23 protein-coding genes and 2 pseudogenes are annotated in these 21,728 nt (G+C 71.9%); 17 read left to right on the top strand and 8 right to left on the bottom strand.

Annotation, left to right across the window (positions count from 1 at the left end; genetic code table 11):
• The first annotated feature begins 37 nt into the window (after positions 1-37).
• From ACFYM6_RS29790 to ACFYM6_RS29765, 6 genes are all read left to right on the top strand, one after another.
• A complete protein-coding gene (locus ACFYM6_RS29790) occupies positions 38-1,408 on the top strand; it encodes an ABC transporter substrate-binding protein (RefSeq protein ID WP_387280781.1) in 1,371 nt (456 codons plus the stop codon).
• A gap of 57 nt (positions 1,409-1,465) precedes the next feature.
• Entirely contained in the window at positions 1,466-2,398 is a 933-nt protein-coding gene (locus ACFYM6_RS29785) for a carbohydrate ABC transporter permease (RefSeq protein ID WP_387280780.1), read from the top strand.
• A complete protein-coding gene (locus tag ACFYM6_RS29780; RefSeq protein ID WP_387280779.1) occupies positions 2,395-3,258 on the top strand; it encodes a carbohydrate ABC transporter permease in 864 nt (287 codons plus the stop codon). Before ACFYM6_RS29785 ends, ACFYM6_RS29780 begins: the two co-directional genes overlap by 4 nt.
• Positions 3,255-4,292, top strand: a complete 1,038-nt coding sequence (locus ACFYM6_RS29775) for a zinc-dependent alcohol dehydrogenase family protein (RefSeq protein ID WP_387280778.1) — start codon at positions 3,255-3,257, stop codon at positions 4,290-4,292. Before ACFYM6_RS29780 ends, ACFYM6_RS29775 begins: the two co-directional genes overlap by 4 nt.
• Positions 4,293-4,394: 102 nt before the next feature.
• Positions 4,395-6,248, top strand: a complete 1,854-nt coding sequence (locus ACFYM6_RS29770; protein WP_387280836.1) for a transketolase — start codon at positions 4,395-4,397, stop codon at positions 6,246-6,248.
• Positions 6,249-6,316: 68 nt separating this feature from the next.
• Positions 6,317-6,724, top strand: a complete 408-nt coding sequence (locus ACFYM6_RS29765; protein WP_387280777.1) for a DUF2267 domain-containing protein — start codon at positions 6,317-6,319, stop codon at positions 6,722-6,724.
• Positions 6,725-6,737: 13 nt separating this feature from the next.
• Here ACFYM6_RS29765 and ligD read toward each other — a convergent pair whose 3' ends face one another.
• Entirely contained in the window at positions 6,738-7,703 is a 966-nt protein-coding gene (gene ligD / locus ACFYM6_RS29760; protein ID WP_387280776.1) for a non-homologous end-joining DNA ligase, read from the bottom strand.
• Between the two features lie 131 nt (positions 7,704-7,834).
• Here ligD and ACFYM6_RS29755 point away from each other — a divergent pair, with 131 nt between their 5' ends.
• On the top strand, positions 7,835-8,224 hold the full coding sequence (locus ACFYM6_RS29755; RefSeq protein ID WP_387280775.1) for a DUF2267 domain-containing protein: 390 nt from the start codon (positions 7,835-7,837) through the stop codon (positions 8,222-8,224).
• A gap of 122 nt (positions 8,225-8,346) precedes the next feature.
• Here the strand turns inward: ACFYM6_RS29755 and ACFYM6_RS29750 are convergent, their stop codons facing one another.
• The 3 genes from ACFYM6_RS29750 to ACFYM6_RS29740 all read right to left on the bottom strand — a co-directional run bounded on the left by ACFYM6_RS29750 (position 8,347) and on the right by ACFYM6_RS29740 (position 10,450).
• Positions 8,347-8,736 carry a VOC family protein gene (locus ACFYM6_RS29750; protein WP_387280774.1) on the bottom strand — a complete coding sequence of 130 codons (390 nt, stop codon included), beginning with the start codon at positions 8,734-8,736 and terminating at the stop codon, positions 8,347-8,349.
• Entirely contained in the window at positions 8,733-9,461 is a 729-nt protein-coding gene (locus tag ACFYM6_RS29745; protein ID WP_387280773.1) for a hypothetical protein, read from the bottom strand. Before ACFYM6_RS29745 ends, ACFYM6_RS29750 begins: the two co-directional genes overlap by 4 nt.
• Before the next feature lie 230 nt (positions 9,462-9,691).
• A complete protein-coding gene (locus ACFYM6_RS29740; RefSeq protein WP_241825229.1) occupies positions 9,692-10,450 on the bottom strand; it encodes a FadR/GntR family transcriptional regulator in 759 nt (252 codons plus the stop codon).
• Between the two features lie 135 nt (positions 10,451-10,585).
• Between ACFYM6_RS29740 and ACFYM6_RS29735 the strand changes: the two genes are divergently transcribed.
• The 8 genes from ACFYM6_RS29735 (at position 10,586) to ACFYM6_RS29700 (ending at position 18,238) form a co-directional block, all read left to right on the top strand.
• Complete coding sequence (locus tag ACFYM6_RS29735) at positions 10,586-11,875, top strand: sugar ABC transporter substrate-binding protein (RefSeq protein ID WP_073834537.1); 1,290 nt, start codon at positions 10,586-10,588, stop codon at positions 11,873-11,875.
• Positions 11,876-11,952: 77 nt separating this feature from the next.
• Positions 11,953-12,903, top strand: a complete 951-nt coding sequence (locus ACFYM6_RS29730) for a carbohydrate ABC transporter permease (protein ID WP_387280772.1) — start codon at positions 11,953-11,955, stop codon at positions 12,901-12,903.
• Entirely contained in the window at positions 12,900-13,715 is an 816-nt protein-coding gene (locus tag ACFYM6_RS29725) for a carbohydrate ABC transporter permease (RefSeq protein WP_387280771.1), read from the top strand. The genes ACFYM6_RS29730 and ACFYM6_RS29725 overlap by 4 nt, the downstream gene beginning before the upstream one ends.
• A 5-nt stretch (positions 13,716-13,720) precedes the next feature.
• Positions 13,721-14,869 (top strand): galactonate dehydratase, encoded by a 1,149-nt coding sequence (gene dgoD, locus ACFYM6_RS29720; protein ID WP_387280770.1) that lies wholly within the window; start codon positions 13,721-13,723, stop codon positions 14,867-14,869.
• 4 nt (positions 14,870-14,873) lie between these two features.
• Positions 14,874-15,497: a bifunctional 4-hydroxy-2-oxoglutarate aldolase/2-dehydro-3-deoxy-phosphogluconate aldolase gene (locus ACFYM6_RS29715; protein ID WP_387280769.1), complete on the top strand. Its 624-nt coding sequence runs from the start codon at positions 14,874-14,876 to the stop codon at positions 15,495-15,497.
• On the top strand, positions 15,494-16,447 hold the full coding sequence (locus ACFYM6_RS29710) for a sugar kinase (RefSeq protein WP_387280768.1): 954 nt from the start codon (positions 15,494-15,496) through the stop codon (positions 16,445-16,447). Before ACFYM6_RS29715 ends, ACFYM6_RS29710 begins: the two co-directional genes overlap by 4 nt.
• Positions 16,448-16,470: 23 nt before the next feature.
• Positions 16,471-17,700, top strand: a complete 1,230-nt coding sequence (gene manD / locus ACFYM6_RS29705; RefSeq protein ID WP_357440261.1) for a D-mannonate dehydratase ManD — start codon at positions 16,471-16,473, stop codon at positions 17,698-17,700.
• Positions 17,690-18,238, top strand: coding sequence for a gluconokinase (locus ACFYM6_RS29700; protein ID WP_387280767.1), 549 nt, complete (start codon positions 17,690-17,692; stop codon positions 18,236-18,238). The genes manD and ACFYM6_RS29700 overlap by 11 nt, the downstream gene beginning before the upstream one ends.
• An 84-nt stretch (positions 18,239-18,322) precedes the next feature.
• On the opposite strand, the gene ACFYM6_RS29695 is transcribed toward ACFYM6_RS29700, so the two are convergent.
• Together ACFYM6_RS29695 and ACFYM6_RS29690 are read right to left on the bottom strand one after the other, a co-directional pair.
• Positions 18,323-18,739, bottom strand: a complete 417-nt coding sequence (locus tag ACFYM6_RS29695) for a YchJ family protein (RefSeq protein ID WP_387280766.1) — start codon at positions 18,737-18,739, stop codon at positions 18,323-18,325.
• 21 nt (positions 18,740-18,760) lie between these two features.
• Positions 18,761-19,243: a hypothetical protein gene (locus ACFYM6_RS29690; RefSeq protein ID WP_387280765.1), complete on the bottom strand. Its 483-nt coding sequence runs from the start codon at positions 19,241-19,243 to the stop codon at positions 18,761-18,763.
• Positions 19,244-19,417: 174 nt separating this feature from the next.
• Between ACFYM6_RS29690 and ACFYM6_RS29685 the strand changes: the two are divergent.
• A pseudogene (locus ACFYM6_RS29685) lies at positions 19,418-19,627 on the top strand (disulfide bond formation protein DsbA); the annotation flags it as partial.
• Between the two features lie 150 nt (positions 19,628-19,777).
• On the top strand, positions 19,778-20,821 hold the full coding sequence (locus ACFYM6_RS29680; protein WP_387280764.1) for a phosphotransferase family protein: 1,044 nt from the start codon (positions 19,778-19,780) through the stop codon (positions 20,819-20,821).
• On the opposite strand, the pseudogene ACFYM6_RS29675 reads toward ACFYM6_RS29680, so the two are convergent.
• Positions 20,781-20,945, bottom strand: a pseudogene (locus ACFYM6_RS29675) (CorA family divalent cation transporter); the annotation flags it as partial. The gene ACFYM6_RS29680 and the pseudogene ACFYM6_RS29675 sit on opposite strands and share 41 nt — an antisense overlap.
• A 181-nt stretch (positions 20,946-21,126) precedes the next feature.
• A complete protein-coding gene (locus tag ACFYM6_RS29670; protein WP_387280835.1) occupies positions 21,127-21,681 on the bottom strand; it encodes a class F sortase in 555 nt (184 codons plus the stop codon).
• Positions 21,682-21,728: the final 47 nt, after the last annotated feature.

Here is a 21,728-nt window from a genome sequence, read left to right as displayed (position 1 = left end):
TCCACCACAACCCCACCACCACCCATGGAGGTTCACTGTGTCCAGAACACGGTCTCCTCGCCGATGGCGCGGCGCGTTCGCGGTCGCCGTCGCGGCCGGCCTGACTCTGACCGCCTGCTCCGGAGCCGGTGGCGGCTCCTCGTCCGGCCCCGGGGGTGGCAAGACCATCACCGTGCTGATGGTCGGCAACCCGCAGATGGAGGACCTGGCGAAGGTCACCGCCGACAACTTCACCAAGCAGACCGGGATCACGGTGCGGTTCACGATCCTGCCGGAGAACGAACTGCGCGACAAGGTCACCCAGGACGTCGCCACCCAGGGCGGACAGTACGACGTGGCGACGATCGGCGCGTACGAGGCACCGATCTGGGCCAAGAACGGCTGGTTGCACGAACTGAGCTCGTACGCCGACGCCGACGGCGGCTATGACGAGGGTGATCTGCTCAAGCCGATGGTCGCCTCGCTCTCCGGCGAGGACGGCAAGCTCTACGCGGCGCCGTTCTACGGCGAGTCGTCCTTCCTCATGTACAACAAGGAACTCTTCGCGGCCAAGGGTCTGACCATGCCGGAGCGACCGACCTGGCAGCAGGTGGCACAGTTCGCCGCGACGCTGGACGACAAGAAGGCCGGCGTCGCCGGCATCTGCCTGCGCGGCCTGCCCGGCTGGGGCGAGCTCTTCGCGCCACTGACCACCGTCGTCAACACCTTCGGCGGCACCTGGTTCGAGAAGGACTGGACGCCGAAGGTGAACGCGCCCGAGTTCACCGAGGCGACGAAGTTCTACGTCGACCTGATCCGCGCCCACGGTGAGCCGGGCGCCCCGCAGGCCGGCTTCACCGAGTGCCTGAACACCTTCGGCCAGGGCAAGGCGGCGATGTGGTACGACGCCACCTCCGCCGCCGGCACGCTGGAGGACGCCAGCGCCAGCAAGGTCGCCGGCAAGGTCGGCTACGCGTACGCGCCGGTCAACCGGACGACGTCGTCGGGCTGGCTGTGGGCCTGGGCCCTCGCGATGCCGAAGACCACCAAGAACGCCGACGCCGCCTGGAAGTTCATCGCCTGGGCCACCGGCAAGGAGTACGAGAAGCTGGTCGGCTCCTCCCTCGGCTGGTCCCGGGTGCCGGCCGGTAAGCGCCAGTCCACCTACGAGATCCCGGAGTACCGGCAGTCCGCCACCGCCTTCGCCGACCTCACCCTGAAGTCGATCCAGGAGGCCGACCCGGTCAGCCCCGGCCGGCAGCCCCGTCCCGCGCTCGGGGTGCAGTTCGTCGGCATCCCCGAGTTCGCCGACCTCGGCACCAAGGTCTCGCAGGAGGTCTCCGCCGCCATCGCCGGCAGCACCACCGTGGAGAAGGCGCTCGCCGACGGCCAGCGACTGGCCGAGGACGTCGCCAAGGAATACCGGTAGCCGCCGCCGGGGCCGGCCGCCGAACGGCCGGCCCCGGCCACCCCACGAGGTGAACCGATGACCCGGACCATCACCGCCGGTGCCGGCGCACCGCCGCGCCGAGCCGTCCGACCCGTCCCGCTCGGCGCACGGCAACGCTGGACCCGCCGCGCCCCGCTGCTGCCCGCACTGATCTTCGCGATCGTGGTGACCCAGATCCCGTTCCTGGTCACCCTCTACCTGTCCACCCTGGACTGGAACGCGCTGCGACCCGGCCGCCGCGCGTTCATCGGCCTCGCCAACTACGGCGAGGTGCTCACCGACGCCCGGCTGCGCGCCGCCCTGCTGAACACGGTGCTGCTCACCGCCGCCTCCGTCGTCGTCTCCGTCCTGCTCGGCCTCGGCCTGGCCATCCTGCTCGACCGCCGGTTCCCCGGACGCGGCGTCGTCCGCACCCTGCTCATCACACCGTTCCTGGTGATGCCCATGGCGGCGGCGCTGCTGTGGAAGCACGCCATCTACAACCCGTCGTACGGCCTGATCAACGGCATCGCCGGCGGCAGCACCGACTGGGTGTCGCAGTACCCGATGATCTCCGTGGTGACCACGCTGGTCTGGCAGTGGACCCCCTTCATGATGCTGATCATCCTGGCCGGCCTGCAGGGCCAGTCGCTGGAAACCCTGGAGGCCGCCCGGGTCGACGGGGCCGGGCCGTGGCAGGCCTTCACCCGGGTGACGCTGCCCTACCTGCGCCCCTACCTGGAGCTGGGCGCCCTGCTCGGCTCCATCTATCTGGTGCAGACCTTCGACGCCGTCTTCACCATCACCCAGGGCGGCCCCGGCACCGCCACCACCAACCTGCCGTACGAGATCTACCTGACCACCTTCCGCAAGTTCGAGTACGGCGAGGCCGCCGCGGCCGGCGTCGTGGTGGTGATCGGCACGATCGTGGTCGCCACGTTCGCGCTGCGGGTGATCTCCAGCCTCTTCCGGATGGAGGACGCGCGATGACCACCCTGACCCGGCACCCGTCCCGGCGCCCCAGCCCGGCCCGGCGGGCCAGCGGCGTGCGTGGGGCGGCCTGGACCACGCTGGCCTGGCTCGCCGGACTGCTGTTCTTCCTGCCGGTGCTGTGGATGGTGCTCACCGGATTCAAGCGGGAGGTCGACGCGGCCAGCAACCCGCCGACCTGGTTCTTCACCCCGGTGCTCGACGGCTATCGGCAGGTCTTCGACCGGGACCTCACCCCGTACCTGCTCAACTCGGTGACCGCCAGCCTGGTCTCCACCCTGCTGGTGCTCCTGCTGGCCACCCCCGCGGCGTACGCGTTGTCGATCCGGCCGGTCGCCAAGTGGCGGGACGTGCTGTTCTTCTTCATCAGCACCAAGATGCTGCCCGCGGTCGCCGCGCTGCTGCCGATCTACCTGCTGGTCAAGCAGCTCGGCATGCTCGACAACGTCTGGACCATGGTCGTCCTCTACACGTCGATGAACCTGCCGCTCGCGGTCTGGATGATGCGCTCGTTCCTGCTGGAGGTCCCATCGGCGCTGATCGAAGCGGCGGCGATGGACGGCGCCAGCCTGACTGTCACGATCCGGCGGATCCTCCTGCCGATCGTCGCGCCGGGCCTGGCCGCCACCGCGCTGATCTGCTTCATCTTCAGCTGGAACGAGTTCTTCTTCGCGGTCAACCTCACCGCGACCCGGGCCGGCACCTCACCGATCTTCCTGGTCGGCTTCGTCACGTCCGAAGGGTTGTTCCTCGCCCGGCTCTGCGCGGCGGCGACCATCGTGTCGCTGCCGGTCGTGCTGGCCGGCTGGATCGCCCAGAAGCAGCTCGTCCGAGGACTCTCCATGGGGGCGGTCAAATGAAGGCAGCGGTCATCGTCACGCCGGGACAGATCTCGCTGGAGTCCGTGCCGGATCCCACGCCAGGGCCACGGGAGGTGGTCGTCGAGGTCGCCGGCTGCGGGATCTGCGGCACCGACCTGCACATCATGGACGGCGAGTTCGCGCCCGCGTACCCGATCGTGCCCGGCCACGAGTTCGCCGGCACGGTGGTCGCCACCGGGCGGGACGTCACCGAGGTGCGGCCGGGCGATGCGGTCGCCGTCGACCCGTCGCTGCACTGCGGCGAGTGCTACCAGTGCCGGCGCGGCCGGGGCAACCTCTGCGAACGCTGGGCGGCCATCGGCGTCACCGCCTCCGGCGGCGCGGCCGAGTACGCGGTGGCGCCGGTGCGGAACTGTTTCCTGCTCCCCGAGAGCATCGCGCCGGCGGACGCCGCGCTGATCGAACCGCTGTCCTGCGCGGTACGCGGCTTCGACGTGCTGCCCCGCCGACTCGCCGACCACTACCTGATCTACGGCGCCGGCACCATGGGCCTGATGATGCTGGAGCTGGCGAAGCGTTGCGGCGCGGCCAGCGTCAGCGTGGTGGACCCGAACCCGGACCGGCTCGCCACCGCGGTGCGGCTGGGCTGCTCGGCCAGTGCCGCGAGCGCCGACGAGGTGCTCCGCCCGCGGGGGTGGGACGTGGTCATCGACTGTACGGGCGTGCGGGCGGCGATCGACGACGGGCTGGGCCGGGTCGCCCCGGCCGGGACGTTCCTGCAGTTCGGCGTCTCGGAGTACCGCACCCGGGCCACGGTCGAGCCGTACCGGATCTACAACCGGGAGATCACCGTCACCGGCTCGATGGCCGTGCTGCACAGTTTCGAACGGGCCGGGGAACTGTTCGCCGCCGGCGTGCTCGACCCGGAGGTGTTCATCAGCCACCGCTTCCCGCTCCACCGGTACGCCGAGGCGATGGCCCAGTTCCGGGCCGGCGTCGGTCGCAAGATCCAGGTGACCGGGCCGGGCGGTGATGCCGACAGCCGGACCGGCAAATCAGGCGTTACCGGATGATGTCCCGCCTTTCGGACTACCGTTGGCGGGAGGCGGTCAGCCGCCCGTGCGGGCCGAGGACCGGCCGAGCGGGGCGGACCTCGGGAGGCGATACCGGTGACCATGGAAGCAGAGCGCACCCTGCGCGCGGAGGAGATCAGCCAGCTGGGTGAACTCGCCGCCCAGCTACGGGTGGACTCGATCCGCTGCAGCACCCAGGCCGGCTCCGGACACCCCACCTCCAGCCTGTCGGCCGCCGACCTGATGGCGGTACTGATCTCCCGGCACCTGCGCTACGACTGGGTGAACGCCCGCAACCGCAACAACGACCACCTGATCTTCTCCAAGGGCCATGCCTCCCCCCTGCTGTACGCGGTCCTCAAGGCGGTCGGCGCGATCAGCGACCAGGAACTGATGGACACCTACCGCCAGCTCGGGTCGCGCCTGCAGGGCCACCCCACCCCGGCGCTGCCCTGGGTGGACGTCGCCACCGGTTCGCTCGGCCAGGGGCTGCCGGTCGGCGTCGGCATCGCGCTGGCCGGCCAGTACCTCGACCAGTTGCCGTTCCACGTCTGGGTGCTCTGCGGCGACAGCGAGACCGCCGAGGGCTCCATCTGGGAGGCCCTGGACAAGGCCGGGCACTACGGGCTGCGCAATCTCACCGCGATCGTGGACGTGAACCGGTTCGGGCAGCGGGGGCCGACCGAGCTGGAGTGGGACCTGGACACCTACCGGCGACGGGTCGAGGCGTTCGGCTGCCATCCCCTGGTCGTCGACGGCCACGACCTGGCGGCGATCGACGCGACGTTCAGCCGCGCCCGGCAGGCGACCGGGCCGACGGTGGTGCTCGCTCGCACGGTCAAGGGCAAGGGGGTGGCCGAGGTCGAGAACAAGCCGGGCTGGCACGGCAAACCCCTGAAACCCGACATGGCCGAACGGGCCGTCCAGGCGCTCGGCGGCGTCCGGCAGATCCGGGTCGCCGGCCCGAAGCCCGAGCCCGCCAAGCCCGCCGCCAAGCCCGAAGCCAAGCCGCCGGAGCTGCCCCGGTACGACAAGGGGGCGAAGGTGGCCACCCGGAACGCGTACGGTGAGGCGCTGCGCGCACTGGGCTCCCGGCCGGACGTGGTCGCCCTGGACGGCGAGGTGAGCGACTCCACGCGGTCCGACAAGTTCGGCGAGGCGTACCCGGACCGGTTCTTCGAGATGTTCATCTCCGAACAGCAACTCGTGGCCGCCGCGGTCGGCCTGCAGGTGCGTGGTTACCGGCCGTTCGCCGCGACCTTCGCGGCGTTCCTCTCCCGCGCCTACGACTTCATCCGCATGGCCGCCATCTCCCGGGCCGACATCGCCCTGTCCGGCTCGCACGCCGGGGTGGAGATCGGGGCGGACGGGCCCTCGCAGATGGGGCTGGAGGACCTGGCCGCGCTGCGCGCCGTCCAGGGCTCGACCGTCCTCTATCCCAGCGACGCCGTGTCCTGCGCCGCCCTCGTCGCGCAGCTGGCCGACCGGAAGGGCGTCAGCTACCTGCGCACCACCCGCGGCAAGTACCCGGTGCTCTACGACAACGGCGACGAGTTCCCCATCGGGGGCAGCAAGCTGCTCCGCCCCGGTGACGACGTCGCGTTGATCGGCGCGGGGGTGACCGTGCACAACTGCCTCGCCGCCGCCGACGAGCTGGCGCGGGAGGGGATCGACGCCCGGGTCATCGACCTCTACTCGGTCAAGCCGCTGGACCGGCAGCGGCTGCTCGACGCGGTGCGGGACACCGGCGGCCGGCTGGTGGTGGTCGAGGACCACTACCCGGAGGGCGGGCTGGGGTCGGCCGTGCTGGAGTCGCTGGCCGACCTCGCCGGCCCGGTGCGGGTGACCCACCTGGCGGTACGCGGGCTGCCCACCTCCGGCACGTCGACGCAACTGATGGACCAGGCGGGGATCGGGGTGAGCGCCATCGTCTCGGCGGCCCGCGCCCTGGGGTGAGCGCCCCCGCGTCGTTTCACCCCCGCCGGCGCGGGTACCCGCAGGTCCGGTCCGAGAGGGGGATCCAGGTGAACTACACCGAGTTCATCCAGTCGGTGGCGGCGAAACCGCTGGCGGCACCGGCGCAGGCCGAGCCGATCACCCGCGCCACGCTCGTGACGCTGGCGGAACGGATCACCGGTGGGCAGGCGCGGGACCTCGCCACCCAGCTTCCCGAGGAACTGCGGTCTTGTGTCGACAAGCCCGACGAGCACCTCGAACCGTTCGGGCTGACGGAGTTCCTCGAGCGGGTGCAGAACCGGGCCGCGGTCGACCGTCAGGAGGCCACCGACGGTGCGCGCGCCGTGCTGGACACCCTGCGGGAGAAGATCAGCGCCAAGGAGTACGGGGACGTCGTCGACCAGTTGCCGCAGGAGTTCTGGCAGCTGACCGGACCGTCGGTCAACCGGTTCGAAACCCGCCGGGTCGGCACCTAGGGCGGTCGCGGGGTCACCCCTGCAGCCGGATCTCAGCCGGCTCGCGATCGCTGCGCAGCCCCTTCCAGGACGGGTGCCGCAGCCGCCGGTCCGGGGTCCAGGACCGGAAGGTGACGTCCCCGACCAGGGCCGGGTCGACCCAGACGGCGTGGCGGGCATGCTCGCGGGGCACCGGGGAGTCGAACGGCGAATCCGGACGGCCCAGCGGCTCCAGGCGCCGCTGCAGGTCGCGCAGCACGGTCTGGGTGAAGCCGGTGCCGACGTGACCGATGTAGATCAGCTTGTCGTCCGCGTCGTACATGCCGAGCAGGAGGGAACCGATGGTGCCGGCCCGCCGGCCGGACCCCGGCTTCCAGCCACCGACGATCACCTCGACCGTGTCGTTGAGCGGCACCTTGACCCATGCCGGTGCCCGGCGGCCGGGCTGGTACGGCGCACCCAGCTGCTTGGCGACGACCCCCTCCAGGCCGAGTTCGGCCGCCGCCGTGGCCAGGTCCCGGCCGGCCTCGCCGGTCCAGTACGGCGGCGTGTCGACGCTCTCGCCGCTGACGCCCAGCTCCTCCAGCGCCGCGCGGCGCTCGGTGTACGGCAGCGCGGTGAGGTCCCGCCCGTCCAGGTGCAGGAGGTCGAACAGGTACAGCCGCACCGGGGTCGCCTCGACCAGCGCGGCGGCCGGCGCCCGCACGTGCATCCGGTGCTGCAACGCCGAGAAGCTGGGCCGCCCCTGGCCGTCGAGCGCCACGATCTCCCCGTCGAGCACCGCCCGCCGCCCCGCCAGCAGCCGCGCCAGCTCGCCCAGCTCCGGATACGCCCGGGTGACGTCCCGGTCGTTGCGGCTGAGCAGCCGGAACCCGCCGTCGACGTAGGCGATCGCGCGGACGCCGTCCCACTTGAACTCGTAACCCCAGCCCGACCCGGTGGGCAGCGCGCCGCTGGAGGCGAGCATCGGCGGCACGAGCTTCGGCATCCTGGCACCCACGCCTCGATCATGGCCAACGCCGCCGCCGGGCAATGCCGGTTTCCGACCTTTCGCCCGGTGGCCGGACCGCCGTCGTTTGTGGCAGGCGGCGGCGGGTAGCCACCCGGTCTCCGGGACGGGAAGGACGGGGCATGGCTGAGCTGGAGTTCGTCGAGAAGGTGGCGGCGGGGGCCGGGGTCCCGGCGGAGACGGCGCGAGCGCTGACCGAGGCCACCCTGCGTACCCTCGCGGAGCGGATCAGCGGCGGCGAGGCGGCCGACCTGGCCGACCACGTGGCGCACCAGCTGCGTCCGCTCCTGGCCCGGGCCCGCACCGAGGAGCCGGAGGCGTTCGGGTACGACGAGTTCCTGCGCCGGGTGGCGGAGCGCGCGGAAGTGGAACGTGAGGTCGCCGAGCGGGGCGCCCGGGCCGTCCTGCGGACCCTGGACCCCGTGGTCGGGCACCAGGAATTCACGAACGCGCTGTCGCAACTGCCGGCGGACATCCGAAGCCTGGCCCAGCCGGTGCCCCGCAGGCGCTGACCGCCCGGCTCGGGCGGCCAGCCGGGGCGGACGAACACCCAGCGGCGACGCCCCAAGAGGCGGCCGGGGCGGGCATTTCCGTGGTCCCGGCGGTCGCCCGTGGACCGCCGGGACTCCTCCGGTCAGCCGGGCAGGTACAGGAACGACCACTGGTGGCCGTCGAGGTCGCGGAACCCGCGCATGTACATGAACCCGAGGTCCTGGCCCGGGCCCAGCGACTGCCCGCCCGCGACGGCCGCCAGGTCGACCAGCTCGTCGACCCGTTCCCGCCGGTCGACGCCGAGGCCCACGATGACCTCCCGGCTGGTCGCGGTGTCGCACACCGCGGTGCCGGCGAACGCGGCGAAGGCCGCCGGGGTGTGCAGGATCAGGTGGGTGCTGCCGCCGAGAGTGAGCTGGGCGCTCTCCCCGCCGGGCTGCCGGGCCCCGGCGGTGAAGCCGAGGGCGGTGAAGAACTCGACCGCCCGGTCGAGGTCGCGTACCGGCAGGTTGACGAACGTTCCGCTGCTCATCGGGTCTCCTCCGGCGACTCCAGGAGTTGCTTGAGGGCGCCCAGCCGGTCCCGCCAGTACGCCCGGAGCCGGTCCGCCTCGTCGGCGTCGGCCAGCTTCTCGTGCAGGACGGACACCCGCGCCTTTGCCTCGCCCGCCGGGGTGAAGCCGACCGCGATCCGGGTGGGCCCGCCCGCCCAGTCCGCCCGGAAGGTCTTCGGCGCGGTGGCGGTACGCACCCGGACCGGCACGTCCGGCAGCCACCGCCGGCGTACGGCCTCGTCGGCGAACGCGGCGAACAGCACCGCCACCGGCACCGCCACGGTCCGGCTGCCGGTGGCCTCGAAGCTGCCGCCTCTGCGCTGCCCCGGCTCGCGCAGCCCGCGCGCCTGCTCGTACCCGACGGTGACCGTCTGCGCCCACCAGCCGGGCACGTCGTGCGTCGTGACCAGCCAGCGCGCGATCTCGGTGTGGCCGCGCTCGACGGCGCCCCACTCGTCGAGCAGCCGGAACCAGTCGTCCCAGGCGCGTCCGGTCCGCTCGCGCAACACCGCATCCGAGACCCGGTCCCGCTGCCCCCGGCCGCCGGCGGCGGCCGGAACGGGGCCGGGCGTGCCGGCGGTCGTGGGGGTCGGGGCGTCGGTGGTGGCCTTGGCGAGCAGTTGGCGGTGGGCGGTCGTGTAGCTCTCGCCGGTCTTCGCCATCCGGGCCCGCACCCGGGTCTTGAACGACTTCTGAGTCGTCATCACATGCTCCCGTCGGCGGCGCGGTCGCAGGGACTCACGCTCCCGTCGACCTCGCCGCACTGGAGTGCATGTGGCGTGTCGAGGTGGGCCAGGCGGCACCGCGCCCCGAGGACCCGAGGTCCCCTTTGCCTCCGCGAGGCCGGCGGCGTGAGCACCGGGCAGGAGGTGAGGCGCGGGACTGCGCCGGGGCCAGCATACGCCTCCGAACGCCCGGGGTGGGGGAGGTCAGCTCACCGGGCCGGTTCGGCGGTCTGCTCCCAGATCGACTTCATCTCGTCGAAGGCCTGTTCCATGAGCTGCACCATCGCCTCCCGGGCGCGCTCGCCGTCGTGCCGCTGGATCGCCTGGGCGACCTCGGCGTGCAGCTGCAGCGCCTGCTCGTGCGGGTGGTGTGGCATCAGGTGGTGCTTGTGTCGGCCGGTGAGCACCTCCGCGACCAGATCCTGCAACCGGACGAACATCTCGTTGCCGGAGGCGAGCAGCACCCGCCGGTGGAACTCGATGTCGAGGCGCAGGAAGCGCTCCTCGTCGCCGGCCTTGCCGGCGGCCCACATCTTCGCCGCGAGTCCGACCAGATCGCTCGCCTCGTCGTGGCCGGCCCGGTTGGCGGCCAGCAGGGCGGCGTGCGGCTCGATGGCGGTGCGCAGCTCGGTGATCGACCGGAGCTGGGTGATCCGGCTGTCCGAGGCGAGCCGCCAGCGGATCACCTGCGGGTCGAAGACGTTCCAGTCGTGCGCCGGCCGGATCGTCACCCCGACCCGGCGGCGGGTCTCGATGAACCCGATCGACGCCAGGACCCGCAGCACCTCGCGGACCACCGAGCGGGACACCTCGTAGCGGTCCACCAGGTCGTCGATGTTGAGGACCGCCCCGGGGGCGAATTCGCCGCCGCAGATGGCGGTGCCGAGGTGCTCAAGGACACGTGCGTGCAGCCCGGCTTCGGCTGGGGCGTGCTGGGCGGTGGTGCCCCCGGAGGAGTACGGTTCCACGCCAAGGATCATATCAGTTGGGTCTACCCCTTGAATAAGTCAGCTTTTTCGTCCTAGCATCCCGACGTTAAGCGGATGTAAACCCCGAGGTGGCGCCCATCAGGGGCCGCGACCGGGACCGAAGGAGAGATAAGCGTGCGACGTCGATCGATAATCGGCACTTCGCTGGCCGTCGTCGCCGCCATGGGCCTGTCCGCCTGCGGCGGCGGGGCCGACGGCGGCAGCGGGTCGAAAACCCTGCGCGTGACGCTGGTGAACCACGTCTGGACGGAGAACATCAAGAAGGCCCTGCCGGAGTTCGAGAAGCAGACGGGCCTCAAGGTCGAGGTCACCCAGCTCGGTGAGGACCAGCTCTCCGACCAGTACAACGTCAAGCTGAACGCCGGGTCCAGCGACCTCGACGTGATGATGTACCGGCCGCTGCAGGAGGGGAAGCTGTTCGCCAAGAACAAGTACCTCGCCGACCTGACCGACCGGACCAAGTCCGACAGCGCCTTCGACTTCAGCGACTTCCAGGCCGGTCCGGTGCAGGCCACCACGTACGAGGACAAGATCGTCGGCGTGCCGATCATCACCGAGCAGGAGGTCCTCTACTACCGCAAGGACCTGCTGGAGAAGTCCGGCTTCACGGCCCCGCCGAAGACCCTTGACGAGCTCAAGACGCAGGCGGCGAAGGTCGCAGCCGACAACCCCGGAGTCGCGGGCTTCGTGTCCCGTACCGGCAAGGCGGCCGCCGTCACGCAGTTCTCCAGCTTCCTGTACAGCTTCGGCGGCGACTTCGTCGACGGCAGCGGGAAGGCCTCGGTCAACACCGAGCAGGCCAAGCAGGCGTACGCCTACTACGGCGGGCTGCTCCGCGACCACGGCCCGAAGAACATCAGCACCGACATGAGCTGGTCCGAGGCGATGGCGATCTTCACCCAGGGCAAGGCGGCCTTCTACACCGAGGCCAACTCGCTCTACAAGAACGCCACCGACCCGGCCAAGTCGAAGGTCTCCGACACCGTCGGCTTCGCGACCTTCCCGGCCGGCCCGGCCGGCTCGAAGCCGTACAACATCCCGTCCTGGGCGCTCGGCATCAACGACGCGTCGAAGAACAAGGACAACGCCTGGAAGTTCATCCAGTGGGCGGCCGGCAAGGAGCAGTCCCTGACGCAGCAGAAGGCCGGCGTCCCCGGCGCCCGGGCCTCCGTCTGGGACAACCCGGAGGGCACCGCGACCTACCCGAAGGACCTCGCCGAGGCCACCAAGGTCAGCACCGCCAACGGCATCGGCCACGACCGTCCGCTGGTCGTGAAGGTCGCCCAGGCTCGCGAGATCGTCGGCCAGCCGATCGTCGACGCGATCACCGGCAAGGACGCGGCCGCCTCGGCGGACGCGGCGAACGAGGCGTTCCAGAAGTTCCTCGACGACGAGGCGAAGTAGTCCGACCGCGGGGTGGCGGGGCTGACCGGCTCCGCCACCCCGCGCCGGGACCCTGGCCCTGAACACCCGGAGACCTCATGTCAGCCGTCACCACACCCGTCACCAGATCGCCCGACGCCGGCCCGGCACCCTCGGCGGAGTCGGCCTGGTCGCGCTGGGCCAACGCGCACCGCAAGTGGCTCTTCGCGGCACCCGCCATGGCATTCGTCGCCGTGCTGATCATCTTCCCGGTGGCGTGGACCGGATACCTCAGCCTGACCGACGCCGAGGGTTCGGTACGCGCCGAGAGCCAGTTCATCGGGTTCCAGAACTACCTCGACGTGCTCACCGACACCGACCGGTTCTGGCCGGCGGTGTGGCGAACCGTCTTCTTCACCGGCGTCGTGCTCCTCGTCGAGGTCGTGCTCGGCATGGCGATCGCCCTGCTGCTGTGGCGACCGTTCCGCGGTGAGAAGTGGGTCCGGGTCGCCATCCTCCTGCCGCTGGTGGCCACCCCGGTCGCGGTCGGCATGATGTGGCGGCTGATCTTCGACCCCAACATCGGGATGGCGAACCAGATGCTCAGTTGGGTCGGCATCGGCCCCCAGCCCTGGCTGGCCGGCCAGAGTTCGGCCCTGCCGACGACGATGTTCATCGACATCTGGCAGTGGACCCCGATGGTCGTGCTGATCCTGCTCGCCGGGTTGACGTCGCTCTCCGACGAGCCCCAGGAGGCGGCCCTCATCGACGGCGCCAGCACCTGGCAGCGGTTCCGGCACGTCACCCTGCCGCTGCTGATGCCCACCGTGATCGTCGCGATCCTGCTGCGCGGCATCGATGCGCTGAAGACCTTCGACATCCTCTACGCCACCAAGGGCCGCGGCGGCGGGTCGTTCCACGAGGTGGAGACCCTCAACGTCTACGCGTACGGCCTCAGCTTCGACTACAACGACTACGGCGTCTCATCGACGGTCCTCATCATCTTCTTCCTGATCATCATCGGCGTCATGTGGGCTCTGACCTACCGCAAGAAGGGGCTGCAGCGATGAACCCGGGCAAGCCGTTCAAGGTGTTCAAGGCGCTGGCGCTGGCCGTCGTGGTGATCTCGCTGGTCGCGCCGCTGCTCTGGATGCTCGCCGCCTCGTTCAAGACCAACGTCGACATCTACGACACCAGCAAGGCGTTCTCCTTCTCGCCGACGCTGGACAACTACCACAACGTGCTCCAGCAGGCGAACTACGTCCAGTTCATCGGCAACAGCCTCTGGGTGGCGTTCGCCGCCACGGTGCTCTCCCTCATCCTCGGGGTGCCCGCCGCGTACTCGATGAGCCGCTTCAACATGAAGAAGTCCGCGCTCGTCGTGCTCATGGCCCGGGTCATCCCCGGTGTCTCGCTCCTGGTGCCCTGGTACTACGTCTTCTCGAACCTGCAGATGGTCGGCGGCTTCACGGTGCTGATCCTCAGCCACATGTTCGTGTCGCTGCCGCTGATCGTCTACATCATGATGGGCTTCTTCGACAGCCTGCCGGAGGACCTGGAAGAGGCGGCGCTGGTCGACGGGCTGACCCACATCGGCGCGTTCCGCCGGATCACGCTGCCGCTGTCCGTGCCGGGCATCGCGACCGCCGGGATTCTGTCCTTCATCTTCTCCTGGAACAACTTCATGTTCGCCCTGGTGCTCTCCGGCGCGGACACGAAGACGCTGCCCGTGGCGATTTTCGACTTCGTCGGCTACGCCAGCATCGACTGGGGCGGCCTGATGGCCGCGGCCGCCGTGGTCACCCTGCCGATCATGGTGATCGCCCTGTTCGTGCAGAAGTACATCGTCTCCGGCCTCACGGCCGGTGCCACGAAGGGCTGAGCAGCATGACCACCATCGCACGCATCGAGACCTTCCTCGTCGCCCCCCGCTGGCTCTTCGTCCGCATCGAGACCACCGACGGGATCGTCGGCTGGGGCGAGGCGACCTGCGAAGGCCGGTCCGAGACCGTCCGCACCGCCGTCGAGCAGCTCAGCGAACTGCTGATCGGCCAGGACGCGCTGCGCATCGAGGACCACTGGCAGGTCATGACCAAGGGCTCGTTCTACCGCGGTGGGCCGATCCTGGCCAGCGCCGTGGCCGGCCTCGACCAGGCGCTGTGGGACATCGCCGGCAAGCACTACGGCGCCCCGGTGCACCAGCTGCTCGGCGGCCCGGTCAGGGACCGGATCCGGGTGTACGGCTGGGTCGGCGGCGACGAGCCCAGTGAGGTCCGCGACCAGATCAGCGCCGCCGTCGAGACGGGCCTCACCGCGGTGAAGATGAACGCCTCGGGCCGGATGAGCCCGGTGGCCTCGGTGGCCGAACTCGACGGGGTGGTCCAGCGGGTGGCCGCGGCCCGTGAGGTACTCGGTGATCAGCGGGACGTCGCGGTCGACTTCCACGGCCGGTTCAGCCTCGCCACCGCCCGCCGGGTTGCCCCGCTGCTCGAGCCCTACCGGCCGTTCTTCCTTGAGGAGCCGGTGGTTCCGGAGAACTCGCACCTCATCGGCGAGTTGGTCCGCGCCACCACCACGCCGGTGTCCACCGGGGAGCGGCTCTACAACCGGCAGGAGTTCCTGCCGGTGCTCCAGGCCGGCATCGCGGTCGCCCAGCCGGACCTCTCGCACGCGGGTGGCATCACCGAGGTCCGCAAGATCGCCGCGCTGGCCGAGGTGTACGACGTACAGCTCGCGCCGCACTGCCCGCTCGGCCCGATCGCCCTGGCGTCCTGCCTGCAGGTCGGCTTCGCCACGCCGAACTACCTGATCCAGGAGCAGAGCATCGGCATCCACTACAACCTCGGCGCCGAGGTGCTCGACTACTGCCTCGACAAGAAGCCGCTGACCTTCGTCGACGGCCACGTCGAGCGGCTCACGGGACCCGGCCTCGGCATCGAGATCGACGAAGACGCGGTGCGGGCGGCGGACAAGCGCGGCCACGCCTGGCGCAGCCCCACCTGGCGGCACCGCGACGGCTCCTACGCGGAATGGTGACCACATGACCGTCAATCTCACCGCCGAACTCGCCGCCGCCCGGATCCTCGCGGTGATCCGGGGCACCGACACCGCCGGTGCGATCGCCGCCGGCACCGCCCTGCTGGAAGAGGGCGTACGCATTGTCGAGGTGGCCCTCACCACGCCGAACGCGGCGTCGGCCGTCGAGGCGCTGCGCGCGGCCGCGCCCGCCGGTTCCCTGGTCGGCGCCGGGACGGTGCTCACCGCCGCCGACGTCGCCGACGTGGCCGCCGCGGGCGCGCAGTTCGTGGTGACGCCGGCCGTGGTCGAGTCGATCCCCGAGGCGGCGCGGCGCGGCCTGCCCGTCGCCGCCGGCGCGTTCACCCCGACCGAGGCGTACACCGCGATGCGGATGGGGGCGTCGGCGATCAAGCTGTTCCCGGTGTCGGTGGGGGGCCCGGCGTACCTGAAGGCGGTGCGCGACCCGTTCCCGGACATCCCGTTCGTCGCGGTCGGCGGGGTGGGTCTGGCCGACCTGCCCGGCTACTTCGCCGCCGGGGCGATCGCCGTCGGCGTGGGCGGGCCGCTGGTCGGCGACGCGGCCTCCGGCGGCAACCTCGACGCCCTGCGGGAACGGGCCCGCGCCTACCTGGCTGCCACCTCGTGACCGCCGTCGACCTGCTCTCGTTCGGCGAGGCCCTGGTCTCGCTGCGCTCGGCCGGGCCGCTCGCCGCCAGCAGCCCGCTCACGCCGCACCTCGCCGGAGCGGAGTGCAATGTGGCCGTCGGCGTGTCCCGGCTCGGGCACCGCGCGGCCTTCGCCGGCCGGGTCAGCGACGACGAGCTGGGCGGGTTCTTGCTGCGGCAGCTGCGTGCCGAGTGCGTCGACGTGGCGCACGTGACCCGCGATCCGGAGCGCTCGGCCGGGCTGATGTTCCTGGAGCGGCGCACCGCCGACCTGACCCGGGTGATCTACCAGCGGGCCGGGTCGGCCGGATCGGCGCTCCGCGTCGACGACCTGCGGGCCGCCCTGGCGGCCGGGGCGCGGGTGCTGCACCTGACCGGGATCACCCCGGCGCTGTCCGACAGCGCCCGGCAGGCCACGACGTGGGCGGCGGAGAGCGGCGCCCGGGCCGGGTCACTGGTCTGCCTCGACGTCAACTACCGGGCGAAGCTGTGGAGCCGGGACGCCGCCCGGGCGGTGCTCGCCCCGCTCGCCGACCACGTCTCGGTCGTCGTGGCCTCGGCAGACGAGCTGGACCTCGTCGGCGCGCCGGGCGCCGACGAGCAGACCGTGGTGGCCGGGCTGCTGGACCGGGGTGTGTCGACCGTGTTGGTGAAGCTCGGCGGCGACGGTGCCCGCGCGTACACCCGGGACGGCTGCCGGCACGCGGCGGCGCTGCCCGTGACGGCGGTCGACACCGTCGGCGCGGGGGACGCCTTCACCGCCGGCTACCTCTCCGGCCACCTGGACGGACTCGACCTGGCCGGGCGGCTGCACCGCGCGGTCACCCTCGGCGCCTTCGCCGTCGCCGGGCACGGCGACTGGGAGGCCCTGCCGCGCCGCGACGAGCTGTCCCTCCTGGACGACCTGCTGCCCGGCAGCACCCTTCGCTGATCCACCCCGAGAAAGGCACCCGCGTGAAGATCGTCGCAGCGGACGTCATCGTCTCCAGCCCCGACCGTAACTTCGTCACCCTCAAGATCACCACGGACGAGGGGCTGACCGGACTGGGAGACGGCACCCTCAACGGGCGCGAACTCTCCGTCGCGTCCTACCTGGCCGATCACGTCGTCCCCCTGCTGATCGGGCGGGACCCGCACCAGATCGAGGACACCTGGCAGTTCCTCTACCGGTCGGCGTACTGGCGGCGCGGCCCGGTGACCATGGCCGCCATCGCGGCCGTGGACGTCGCCCTCTGGGACATCAAGGCCAAGGCCGCCGGGATGCCGCTCTACCAGCTCCTCGGCGGCGCCTCCCGGACCGGCATCATGGCCTACGGGCACGCCTCCGGCCGGGACCTGCCGGAGCTGTTCGACTCGATCCGCCACCACCTCGACCTCGGCTTCCGGTCGATCCGGGTGCAGACCTCGGTGCCCGGCATCAACGCCGTCTACGGGGTGGCCGCGCAGCCCAGCGCCGACGGCAAGCGCTACGACTACGAGCCGGCCCAGCGCACCCCGCTGCCCGCCGAGGAGGACTGGGACACCCGCGCCTACCTGCGCCACCTGCCCGGCGTCTTCGAGGCGGTGCGCAACGAGTTCGGCCCCGAGCTGCCGCTGCTGCACGACGGGCACCACCGGATGACCCCCATCCAGGCCGCCAAGCTCGGCAAGGCCCTCGAACCGTACGACCTGTTCTGGCTGGAGGACTGCACCCCGGCCGAGAACCAGGAGGCGTTGCGGCTGGTCCGCCAGCACACCACCACCCCGCTGGCCATCGGCGAGATCTTCAACACCGTCTGGGACTACCAGACCCTGATCCGGGAACAGCTGATCGACTACGTCCGGTCCGCCGTCACCCACACCGGCGGCATCACGGCCATGCGCAAGCTGCTCGACTTCGCCGCCCAATACCAGATCAAGTCCGGCATCCACGGCCCCACCGACATCTCGCCGGTCGGCATGGCCGCCGCGCTGCACCTGGACCTGGCCATCCACAACTTCGGCATCCAGGAGTACATGCAGCACGGGGCGCTCACCAACGAGGTGTTCCGCCAGTCGTTCACCTTCGCCGACGGGTACCTGCACCCGGGAGAGCAGCCCGGCCTCGGCGTGGAACTCGACGAGGAGGCCGCCGCCCGGTTCCCGTACCAGCCGGCGTACCTGCCGTACAACCGGCTCAAGGACGGCACCGTCCATGACTGGTGAGCGGCGGCCCACCCGGCACATCGTGGTGATGGGCGTGTCCGGGGCGGGCAAGACGACGGTGGCCCGGGGGATCAGTGAGCTGACCGGGCTGCGGTTCGCCGAGGCGGACGAGTTCCACTCGGCGGCCAACGTGGCGCAGATGCGGGCCGGCATCCCGCTCGACGACGCGCAGCGCTGGCCCTGGCTGCGCGCCCTGGCCGGCTGGATGGCCGACCGGCACGCCGAGGGGGTCTCCACCATCCTGGCCTGCTCGGCGCTGAAGCGCGTCTACCGGGACGTGCTGCGGCAGGGCCCGCCGGACGTGGAGTTTCTCCACCTGGACGGGACGGCGGAGCTGATCCGGGACCGGTTGAGCCGGCGGGTCGGGCACTACATGCCGGCGAGCCTCCTCGACTCGCAACGGGCCACCCTGGAGCAGCTGGACCCGGACGAGTCCGGGGTGGTGCTGCAGGTGACGGCAGCACCCGCCGAACTGGTCACGGCGGCGATCGAGCGGCTCGGCCTGCCGTTGCTGGGCACGGCGGCCGCCGGCCGCTGACCGGCCGCCGCCGGCCCGGGGTGCGGGGCGGCGACGCCGAGACACCGGGCCGGTGGCGGCGCGAGCGGGCCGCGCCGCCGATGATCAGTCGGGCAGCGCGTCGAGATAGACCCACCGGCCGTCCTCCCGGACGAAACGGCTCTGCTCGTCCAGCGAGCCCGGGCGGCCCGCGTCGCGGTAGTGGGCGCGGAACCGGACTGTGCCGGTGGTGTCGAAGAGGCCACCCCGGTCGGTGCCGAGGATCTCCAGCCGGGTCCACCGCTGCCCCGGATCCAGCCGCAGCCGGGCCGGCCGGGTGCTGGAGTGCCAGCTGCGCAGCAGGTAGTCGGCGTCCCCGACGGCGAAGGCGCTGTACCGGGAGCGCATCAACGCCTCGGCGGTCGCCGCCGTCGACGCGCCCTGGTGGACCGGGCCGCAACAGTCCGCGTACGGCACACCGGAGCCGCACGGACAGGTTTCGATCGGAACGGCCGCGCTCCGGCGGCCAGCGCGCTTCGCCACCCGGCCATTCTCGTCGACCGGTCAGCGCGGCGGGCGAGTCGCCCTGCCCACCGGCTTGCGGCCGGGCGTGCTCGCCGTGTTCCGTTTGCCGAACGACGCCATGGTGGTGGCCTTCTTCGCCGCCTTCGCCGGGGCCCGGCTCGCGGCGGTGGTGCGGGTCAGCGACGCCTCCGTCGCCCGCTTGGCCGGCGCCTTCGCGGCGACCTTCTTCGCCGTGGCCTTCTTCACGGGCGCCTTCTTCGCCGCTGCCTTCGTGGCCGGCGCCTTCGTGGCGGGCACCTTCTTCGTCCGGGCGGGGGTCGCGGTGGCCGCGGTGGCCTTCTTCCGGGCGGCTCGGGCCGTCGTCGGGGTCGGCTTGCCACCCGGCGTCTTCGCCTGGGTGGCCCCGGTGGCCCGTTTCGCGACGGTCGCGACCTTCTTCGCCGCGGCCTTGTTCGGCATCGGGGACTTCCGCGCGCCGGTCGCCTTCCGGGCGCTGCTGGGCCTGGTCGCCGCCTGGGCCATCGTCACTCCTCCTCGGCTGCGTCGTCCGCGCCGGTGGCCCGGGGACGCCCGGGCGTCCGCCGGCCGGCACGCTCGGCGGGCCGGTGTCTTCCCCCGAACCGGGCGACCAAACGCGGAGGTGATCCGGCCTAGCCGCAACTGGCCCAGTGGCGGAGGTCCGGATCGGCTCTCTTCCTGGCACCGGTCGGCGAGGACCGCGGCACCCCGACCATCTACGTCACCGGCCCCGACGGACGGGTGGACGCGTTCTTCGAGCCGGTGGTGGCGCCGATCCCGCGCGGCGAGGACGCCGGCCGGCTCTGGAACGGGGTGCTGCTGGTCTCCGGCACCGACGGGTTCTTCGAGCTGAAGCGAGCCCGGACCCGCCGGCCGATCGAGGGCTGAGCGACGCCCGCACGTGCTCCCCGCGAGAGGGACCGGCGCGGCCCGCACGGTGGTCGCGGGACACCGCCGGGGCGGCGGAACCGTTAGCGTGGGACGGAACATGGAGCTGACGACGGGGATCCGCAGCGGCCGGACGGGGTGGGCGGCCGGATGAGCCCGACGCAACGCCGCCTCGACCCGGACATGGTCCGCCGGTACGTCGCCGCGTCCCTCGGCCCCGCGCCCCGGGTGACCGGATGCGGGCCGATGACCGGCGGCGGCTTCGCCGCCGTCTGGTGGGTGAACCTGGCCGACGGGCGCGCGGTGGTGCTCAAGGTGGGGCCGCCGGCACAGGTGCCGCTGTTGCGCTACGAGCACGACATGGTCGGCGCCGAGGCCCGCTACCTGCGGCTGGTCACCGAGCGCGCGCCCGCTGTTCCCGTCCCGCCGCTGCTTCACCACGGCAGCGACCCGGTGCTGGGTGACTGGCTGCTCACCGGCCTGCTGCCCGGCCGCAGCCTGTGGGAGCTGACCCAGGCCGGCGACGACACCGACGAGGTCCGGGCCGAGTTCGGCGTCGCGCTGGCCGCCGTGCACGGGATCACCGGTGACCGGTACGGCTACGACGGCGGCTGCGCGGGCGCCGACACCTGGCGGGGCGCGTATCTGGCCATGCTGGACGATCTGCTCGCCGACGCGGCGGACTGGCGGGTGCCGTTGCCGGTGCCGGCGGACCGGGTCCGGGAGCTCGTCGACCGGCACGCTCCCGTGCTCGACGCGGTACGCCGCCCGGCGCTGCTGCACTTCGACGGCTGGGCGGGCAACGTGCTCGCGGTCGCCGGCCCGGACGGTACGCCCCGGCTCAGCGGTCTGGTCGACGGCGAGCGATACCTGTGGGGCGACCCGCTGATGGACCTGGTGTCGCCGCTGTTGTTCCGGCGAACCGAGGACGAGCTGGACGACCCCGTGGTGCGGGCCTACCGGACGATCGCGCCGTTCCCCCTGGACACCGGAACGCGTCGCCGCCTGAGCTTGTACCGGATGTACCTGTACCTGCTGATGACGGTGGAGATGCCCAGTCGCGGCATCACCGCCGAGTCCGACCCGTGGCGGGTGGCCCGCCTCGCCGAACTGCTCGACCAGGAACTGTCCGACCTGGACAGACCGGGTGCCCTCACAGCCAGCCGGAGCGGCGGAACAGCCGGTACAGGGTGAACGCGGCCAGCGCCATCACCAGCACGGCACCCGGGTAGCCGTACCGCCAGCCCAGCTCAGGCATGTGGGCGAAGTTCATGCCGTAGATGCCGGCCACCGCGGTCTGGGTCGCGGCGATAGAGGCGGGCGAGCAGGGCGGGCAACCGCCGTCCACGCTGCCGGGTCCGTGCCGCCGACCGGTCCACCGCGCACCTCCTTCGGCAACTCCAGCTCGGCGCGTTGCCGCGCCGCGACCGGGAGCCGTCCGCCGGGAACTGACGGCCCACGGTACGGCGTGGGAAGGGGCCGGTGGTGTCCGGCTGCCGTCAGCGGGTGGCGGTGGCGAAGACGACGATGTTGTCCGGATAGCTGCCGGTACGCGGGTTGAACCGGCCGCCGCAGGTGATCAGGCGCAGCCGGGCGTCCGTGCCGCCGCTGTACACCCGGTCGGTGGGGAAGCGGTCCTTCGGGTACGCCCCGACACCGTCCACCGTGAACGTGGCGACCCGGCCGTCGGCGCGGGTGACCCGGACGGTGTCGCCCGGACGGAGCCGACCCAGGTCGAAGAAGACCGCCGGGCCGTGTTCCGAGTCGACGTGCCCGACCATGACCGCGTTGCCCGCCTCCCCCGGGGTGGGGCCGGGGCGATACCAGCCGACGATCTCCGGGTACTCCAGCGGCGGCACCTCCAGCGCGCCGTCGGCGTCGGTGGCGACCGGGATGATGCCGGCGTCGACGCCGATGCGGGGGATGGTGACGCGGACCGGGTCGGAGCGGGGGAGCACCGGCCCGGACGGGCCGGAACGTTCGGCGGTCGGGGCCACTGCGGCGCCCGGCTGCGGTGGCCGCGGGGAGGTGGTGCCGAGACCGGCGGCGACCATTCCGGCGCCGGTGGCACCGGCGATGGTCACCGCGGCGACGATGGCGG

It is taken from the genome of Micromonospora sp. NPDC006431, from assembly GCF_042870725.1.
GTDB lineage: Bacteria > Actinomycetota > Actinomycetes > Mycobacteriales > Micromonosporaceae > Micromonospora.
Note: the sequence above shows the minus strand (reverse complement) of the source record. Positions and strands in the feature narration are given on the sequence as shown.